This is a genomic window from Agromyces sp. P1_H4, assembly GCF_056405255.1.
Map to the genome: position 1 here is coordinate 1 of NZ_JBFUCL010000143.1, position 8,868 is coordinate 8,868.

Consider the following 8,868-nt stretch of genomic DNA (forward strand, 5'->3'; position numbering starts at 1 on the left):
CGACCAGCCCGCCGGCCCGGCCGGCCCCGGGGCGACCGGCACCGCCGGAGGCGCCGCGCCCGAGGCATCCGGCCCGCCGATGCCGGCCGTCTGGCAGCTCACGATGGACGRCTCCGCCGACACCCTCGTGTTCAACGCCGACGGCACGGTGACCTTCGGCGACGAGACGCGGTCGCTCGCGGGCATCACCGAGATCCGCATCCTGGGCTCGGCGGGGGACGACGTGCTCACCCTCGACCGCCGGGCGTCCGACGCGGCCATCACGGTCGTGTTCGACGGTGCCGACGGCTTCGACACGCTCGTCACCGTCGGCGCGGGCTCGCTCGTGTCGCTGCCCGCCGACGGCTCGTCGGGCATCCTGCACCTCGGCGCGACGACCGTCGTGTACTCGCACATCGAGCCCATCACGAACGTGGGCACCGCGACCGACGTCGTCTTCACCCTGAGCGGCAACGACGACCAGGCCGTGCTCGAGTCCATCGTCGGGGGCCTGCGCCTGCGCAGCACCAACGGCTCGTTCGAGCAGACCGACTTCACCGGCCCGACCGTCTCGCTCACGATCAACGGCGGCGACGGGCACGACACCATCACCATCCTCGGCACCATCGCCCTCGCCGGCGCCAACCTCGTCATCAACGTCGAGCAGATCACCGTGAACGGCGCGATCTCGACGACGGGCGACGTCACGTTGACGGCGGCCGAGACCACGACCGAGGGACTGAACGCGGCCGACTGCACCGACTTCGACGATTTCTCGATCATCGGATGCCTCGACCACGACGCCGACGTGTCGATCGTGATCGACGGCGGCTCCATCACCGCCGACGACGTCGTGCTCGACGCCGACGCGACCGTGATCCCGGATGCCACGGCCGCCACCGCCTACGCCGCGATCGTGAACTCGAGCGCCACCATCGAACTGCGCGGCGGCGCGACGATCACCGCGACCGGCGACGTGACCATGACCGCCGACTCGATCGTCGGCCCCTTCACGCTGAACAAGCAGTACGGCGATGCCGCCATCGTCTTCTCCGACGCGACCGTCACCGTCGGCGGCTCCTCGGTCGTGACCGCGGGCGGCGACGTCGCACTGACGGCGACCTCGACCGTCGACGCCGGCGCCACGCCCCAGGCCGACGCCGGCAAGGACGAGGGCAGCGCCGGAGCCGACGGGAGCTCGGCGAGCTTCGACGCCGCCGTCGCGGTCGTCACCGTGACCGCCACCTCGAAGAGCCTCGTCACCGGGACCGCGCGCCTCGCCGTGACCGGCGGCCTGGGGATCACCGCGTCGAACCACGCGACCCTCACCGGCGTCGGCGACGCCAAGGAGGCCACCGCCGGAGCCGGCGTCGCGATCGTGCACCTCGACCAGACGACCGAGGCCGGCATCACGTCGACGAGCGCCGCCCCGACCACGGCGTCGTCGCTCGCGATCCTCGCCGAGCAGGAGGCATCCGTCACGGCCACCTCGAAGGCCGGCAAGGGCGGCGCGACCCAGAACAACCAGAACGCGAACTCGCCCGGCCGCGGCAACGGGCAGTCGTCCACGTCGGACGGCAGCATCGACATCGCGGGCGCCCTCTCGGTGGCCGTGCTCAGCACCGACACCACGGCGCACATCACCGGGGCCAAGGTCACCACGACCGGCGCGCAGAGCGTGAAGGCGACCGCGAAGAACACCGTCGCCACGACCGCCGACGCCGGCACCGCCGACGGCACCACCCAGGGCAGCAACGGCTTCGGCCTCGCGATCGGCGTCGCGATCAACGTCATCGACGTCGTCACCGCGGCCTTCCTCGGCTCGGGGGCCGCGCTGCAGGCCGCGAGCGTCGCGGTCGACGCGCAGGGGCCCGCCACCGGCGACTCGAGCTTCGCCGCGACGAGCATCTCGGGCCGGAAGAACAGCGGCAGCGTCGGCATCGCCGGGTCACTCGCGCTGAACTCGGTGACCGCCGACACCGCCGCAGAAGTGCGCGGCACCGGCAACTCCCTCAACAACGCCAACCTCGCGCTGAGTGCGCGCGGCAGCCACACGAACGCCGCCAAGGCCACCTCGAAGCAGGACGGCGGCTCGGTCGGCGTCGGCGCGTCGGTGGCGATCAGCCTCATCAACGTCGCCGTGCGGGCGGGGCTCGCCGCGGCATCCGCCATCTCGGGGGTCAAGGCGCTGAACATCGTGGCGACCGGCCTCGACGACACCACCACCGAGACGCAGGGCGGCGCGGGCGGCGGATCGACGGCCTCGCTCACCGGCGTCGCGAGCATCGCCATCTCGAACGTGCGCACCGTCGCCTCGATCCTCGCGGGACCTGCGCTGACGACGTCGGGTGCGATCACCGCGAAGGCCGACCAGACCGCCAAGGCGACCACGACCGCCACGGGCGCGACGACCGCGGGAAGCGGGGCCAGCCTCGCCGCGACGATCTCGTTCGCGCTCACCTCGGCCGACCACGAGTCCGACTCGTCGATCCTCAGGAACGTCACCTCGGGCGGGGCGGTGAGCATGGCCGCCGACGGCGTCTCCACCACCGCGACGAGCGCCACCGCGAGCGCCGCGGCCGCACCCGACGAGGGCAGCGACTCCACCGGGAAGAACGCCAACCAGAAGTCCGACGCCAAGCTCGGCAACGCGTCGAGCCGCTCCTCGGGCGGCGGCGCGTCGAGCACCCCGGCTGCGAAGAACGAGGACGGCACGGCCGTCACCGTCGCCGCGGCCATCGCGTTCAACCTCGTCGACTCGACGACGACCGCCCGCCTCGGCGACGGTGTCGTGCTCGTCGCGACCGGCCCGGCGTCGTTCACCACCCGCAACAACACGGATGCCTCGGCCACGGCCGACGGCTCGTCCACCGGCGCGACATCCGTCGGCGTCGGCGCCGGCCTCGCCGTGAACCGCGTCACCCTCCGCAACGAGGCGAGCACCGGGGTCGGCGCCGCGCTCACCGCGAACGGCCTCACGCTCAGCGCGACCGTGAAGCCCGTGGCATCCGACACGACCCACACCTTCCAGGCGATCGCCAAGGCCGGAGCGACCGACGGGTCGGGCACGCTGGGGATCGCCGGCGCCTTCGCCCTCAACCTGGTCGACGCCACCACCCTCGGCGTCATCCACGGCAGCCAGGCCCCCGGATCGGCGCCGAGCCCCACGCCCGGCGTGGTCATCACCGGCGGTGGCGCGGTCACGCTCATCGCCCAGTCGAAGACCGTCGACAAGGCCTCGGGCAAGGCGACCCAGTCGGGCACCGGCACCGTCGGCATCGGCGCCGCGTTCGCGCTCAACCTCGTCACCCACCGGGTGTACGCGGGCATCGACCAGGTGCTCGATCCCACCCGCGGCCCCCCGCTCACCGGCGCCGGCGCACTCACCATCACCGCGACCGAGGACCTGACCCTCACCACGGAAGCGGAAGCCGGCGGAGCATCCGGATCGGTCACCGTCGTCCCGGCCATCGCGATCACTCTGGCCACCGTCCGCACCAGCGCATCGCTGGGCGGCAGCACCACCGCACTCACCGCCTCGAGCGTCACCGCCCAGGCCACCCAGGGTGTGAAGGCCGGCACCACCGCCAAGGGCGACACCCAGGCGGGGTCCACCGCCGGCATCGGCGTCTCGCTCGCACTCGCCGTCCTCGACAGCGTCGTCGTCGACTCGGGCAGTGCTCGCAGCATCACCGCCACCGGCGCCGTCGCGTTCGGCGCCACGCAGGCCGTCGAGGTCACGACGCTCGCCGAGGCATCCGCGAAGGGCGCGTCCCCGTCGGAGGGCAAGGACGGCGGCGGCAAGGACGTCAACCAGAAGGCCGACGCGAACCTCGGCAACGCGAACCAGTCGCGGAACGGCAACGGCGGGCAGACCCAGTCGTCGTCGACGCCGAAGGCCGCGTCGAACGAGGACGGCGGCAACTCGCTCTCGATCGCCGGCGCCATCGCGATCAACGTGGTCGTCACCACCTCGCGCGCCTGGTTCGGCAACGGCGTCGTCATCGCGTCGGGTGGCGTGGTCACCCTGAAGTCGCTCGCGAACACGGATGTCTCGGCGAACGCCAAGGGCGACTCGGCCACCGACGGCTCGGTCGGCATCGGCGCGGGCGTCGCGATCAACTCGGTCGGCATCGTGAACCGCGCCGTGACGGGAACGGCGACCATCACGGGCACCGGCCTCGTGCTCACCGCGGGTCTCGCGGGTGGCGACGCGAACGACGTCATCCGACGCTGGACCGGCACCGAGTGGAAGATCGTCGACGAGGGCAAGGAGCTGCCCGGCCCGTCGAAGGACGATCTCGCCTACGTGAAGACCAACGGCGGCACGGGCGGCAACGACGGCATCTACAAGTACAGCGGCTCCGACTGGACGATCGAGACCGACACCACCATCGCGAGCGGTGCGGCGCTGCCCGGATCGCCCGCGAACGGCGACTACTTCCTCCTCACCACCGCCCGCGACGGGAAGCCCGCCCAGAGCGTGTGGAAGTACAACGGCACCACGTGGGTGTGGGTCACCGCCGACGTCTACAACGAGAAGGCCGAGCTGCCGAAGGACGAGACCGCAGAGGGCGACTGGTTCCGCCTGACCGAGCAGGACGGCTCGAAGGCCCCGGGCTTCTACAAGCGCAACGGGTCGCACGAGTGGATCCTGCAGGCCGGCGCGTCCGTGACCGACGGCGACCACTTCCCGGGGAGCCCGACCACCGACCAGCTGTTCCGGCTGTGGGAGCACGAGGTCACGGCGACCGCCCGGGCCGGCGCGAGCAAGTCGACGAGCGTCGGCGTCGCCGGAGCCCTCGCCATCAACGTCCTCGACAACACCACCGAGGCGCTCCTGCAGACGGGAGCCTCGGCGACCCTCACGAGCGGCGCGGTCACCATCTCGGCGCAGAGCAACGAGCGCGACGCGGCATCGGCGTCGGGCAAGGCCGAGGTCGGATCGGCGACCGGCGTCGGGGCATCCGTCGCCCTGCAGGTCATCGACGGCAGCGACGTGCGCGCCGAGGCGCAGAACGGCTCGACGCTCACCGGCGGCTCCGCGCTCACGGTCGACGCGTTCGGGTTCCGCGAGCTGATCACGACGGCCGAGGGCGGCACCGAGGGCGGCACGGCCGTCACTCCGGTGGTCGCGCTCGTCGTGAGCGTCGGCGACCGGGTCACCGCGCGGCTCGGCACCTCGGGCACCGCCTACGTCGGCAGCGGCGTCGTCACGGTGCGGGCGACGCACCTCACGCACATCGTCACCGAGGGCAACGCGGATGCCGCGGGCAAGAGCACCGCGGTCGGCGCCGACCTCTCGATCAACGCCGTCGTCGACTGGGCCACGCTCGCCGAGGTCGCACGGAACACCACCGGCAGCGCCGTGAACGTGCTGGCGGTCTCGGAGATCCGGTCGGAGGCCAAGGCCGTCGCGAGCGCGAAGGGCGCCGACGAGTCCGACTCGAACGGCGACCAGAAGTCGAACGAGCAGGTCAACGGCTCGAACCCCAACACGCAGGGCACCTCGTCGAGCACCGCCGCGATGCCCTCGTCGAACGGGGGCACGAACGGCTCGAACGGCGCCACGGGCGCGAGCAGCCAGTCGTCGAGCCAGTCGGGCACCGGCAGCGGCACCACCGCCGTCGCCGCGGCCGTGGCCGTGAACTGGGTCGTCGCCACGAGCACGGCGCGCATCGCCGCGAACGTCGACGTGACCGCGACGACCGGGGCCGTCGTGGTGCGCTCGACGCTCTGGGCCAACGCGAAGGCCCTTGCGATGGGCTCGGCCATCGACCTCTCGTCGAACGGCACCCGCGTGGGTGCGGCGATCGGCCTCAACGTGCAGGACCTCACGAACCGCGCAGCGATCGGCGCCGACGCGGGGGTCAACGGCCACTCGGGCATCACGGTCGAGGCGACGACGCCGAGCATCGGCGGGGTGCCGCAACGCAACGACTTCGTGGTGTGGGGCTTCGCGGCCGGCGGCGGTAAGTCGACCTCGTTCGCGGGCAGCGCCGCCGTCCAGATCCTCCTGCTCACCACCGAGGCGCTCGTCGGCCAGGGCGCCGACCTCGACGCGCCGGCCGGCGGCATCACGGTGGGCTCGGCCCAGCTCATGGGCCTGCAGAACCTCGCCATCGCCGGGGCGCTCTCGACGGGCAACGACGCCGCGATCGGCGCGGCCTTCTCGGTCAACTACCTGGAGATCACGACCAGGGCCGCCATCGACTCGGCGACCGGAGCCGGCAACGTCACGACGGCCGATGCCTCGGGCGCGATCGCCGTCACCGCGACCTCGACGCTGCTCTCGCTCGTGCCCGAGGTGCCGGCGCCGCTCGACGGCAAGATCGACTGGCTGAAGCTCACCTCGGTCGCGATCGCCGGCGGCGCCAGCTCGGGCGGCGCGGCGGTGTCGGGCGCCTTCATCATCGAGATCTTCGACCTCGACACGCAGGCGTGGATCGGCAACGGCGCCCAGGTCAACCAGGCCGGCGCGATCGGCGGGGCCGGCCAGACCGTCACCGTACGGGCCGAGGACAGCCTCACCGTCGACGACGTGGGCGGCACGCTCTCGCTCAGCCAGAGCTCCGCGAGCGTCGGCATCACCGTGATCGTCGTCGTCGCCAACTCCAACGTGCTGGCCTTCATCGGCGACTCGGCCGACGTGCGGGCCGGCGGCTCGGTGACGGTCGACGCCGGCGCCGTCGAGGACTGGTTCCTCCTCGCGATCGCGGGCGGCGTCAGCCTCAACTCCGTCGCGGTCACCGGCGCGGTCATCGTGTTCGTCGTCAACCAGGGCGGATCGGGCCCGAAGGTGCGCGCGCACATCGGCACCGGCACCGACGTGCACTCACTCGGCGCGGTGAGCGTCACTGCCAGCCGCGACGCCGACGCCGACGTGGCCGCCGGAAACCTCGCGATCGGCGGCGGCTCGGCGGGCGTGGGGGCATCCGCAGTCGTCGTCGTTCGCGGGTCCGTCGTCGAGGCGCAGGTCGCCGCGGGCGCGGACATCCAGGCGGGTGGCGCCGGCCTCACCATCGCGGCGACGCAGTCGAGCGACCTCCTCCTCATCGCGGTGGGCGGCTCGGGCGGCGGCACCGCGGGGGTCGCGGGCTCGGTCGTCGTGAACACGACGACGGATGTCACGAGGGCGAGCCTGCTCGGCAGCGTCAGCCAGCCGACGACGAACGTCGCGGTGCTCGCGACCGACGACACGACGACCCTCTCGCTCGCGGGCCAGCTCACCTACGGCGGCACCGCCGGCGTCGGCGCGGGCGTCGACGTGGAGGTCCTCCACAAGACCACCGAGGCCTGGATCGGCAAGGGCTCGGTCGTGCGGGCGAGCGGCAACCTCACGGTCGACGCGCGCTCCACCGAGGGCATCGACTCGCTCTCGGTCGGTGGCGGGTTCGGCGGCACGGCCGCGGTCAACGTGAACGCCGGCGTCTCGGTCATCACGGTCGACACCACGGCCTCCGTGCAGGACGGCACCTCGGCCGCGGACCGCGCCGACCTGCAGGTGTCGGGCAGCGTTCGCGTGTCGGCCGACGACCGCCTGCGCCTCAACGTCATCGCCGGCAACATCTCGGGCGGCGGCACGGCGGCGGTCGGTGCGGCGGTCGGCGTTCCCGTCGTCACGAAGCACACCCGGGCCTCCCTCGGCGCGTTCTCGGTCGTGGTCGGGCTCGGCAACGGCACCCCGCTCACCGTCGCGACCGGCGGCTACACCGTGACCACGCAGGACACCCGCTTCGACGCCTCGGTGGCCCTCGAGGGCGGCGGCGTCATCAACCTCGGCTTCGCCCACGGCTTCCAGAACGGCGACGAGGTCATCTACGACTCGGGCTACGGCGCGAACATCACCGGCCTGAGCGACACCCCCGGCGACGAGGTGACGCCGCAGCAGGTGTACTACGTCGAGGTCGTCGACGCGTTCCGCGTCAAGCTCCACAAGGTGCAGAACCTGTCGGATGCCGCGATCAACGTCTCGGGCGGAACAGGGGAGAGCCACCGGCTCATCCCGACCGACCAGGCCGGCGTGCGTCAGGACGAGTCGCTGCGGTTCAACCCGCTGAAGGGCGGCGCGGTCACCGGCGGCAGCCTGATCACCCTGCCCTACGACCACGGCTTCGCCGACGGCGACACGATCGTCTACAGCTCGGGCGGCGGCGTGCCGATCGGCGGGCTCATCGACGGTGCCACCTACTACGCCGAGACCACGGGCCTCGCCCCCAACCAGCTGAAGCTGCGCACCAAGCCCGAGGACAAGGGCGGTGTGATCATCACCGGCCTGAACGTCACCTTCACCACGGGTCGCAGCCACAGCATCGTGAAGAGCGGCGTCACCCCCGGCGGCGACGCGGCCGCCTACGGCCCCCGGGTCATCACCGCCGGCACCGACACGTTCCGCGGGGTCGCGGTCACCGCGAACAGCAGCGACGACATCGCCGTCGTCGGCATCTCGGCCGGTGTCGCCGGCACCGCCGCCGTGAACCTGGCCGGCGCCGTGAACGTCGACGACATCCACACCTACGCCTGGATCGGCGCGAACGCCAAGGTCAACTGCAACGCCGGCTGCACCGACGTCGCCGTCGGCTCGAACGCCGCCCAGTCGGTGCGGGTCGCCGCGGCCGGCCAGTTCTACCACCTGGGCATCGCCGGGGCCCTGTCGATCGCCGGCACCGCGGGCGTGGCCATCCCGATCGGCGTGCGGGTCGTCAACCTGAACACCCGCGCGCACGTCGGCAACGGTGCGATCGTGCGGGCCCGGAACGACATCGCGATCATCGCCACCGCCACCGACGCGGTCGTCTCGGTCGTGGTCGGCGCGGGCGGCGGCACCGTGGGCGTCGCCGCGACGCTCGCCGTGACGATCCTCAACACCCGCACCTTCGCCTGCACCGG

General features: G+C 72.5%; 1 protein-coding gene. It reads left to right on the forward strand.

What is annotated here, in order from left to right:
- Positions 1-103: 103 nt before the first annotated feature.
- Positions 104-8,868, forward strand: an 8,765-nt coding sequence (locus AC1DY2_RS10285) for a beta strand repeat-containing protein (protein WP_476762337.1), incomplete at its 3' end; no start/stop codon positions are given.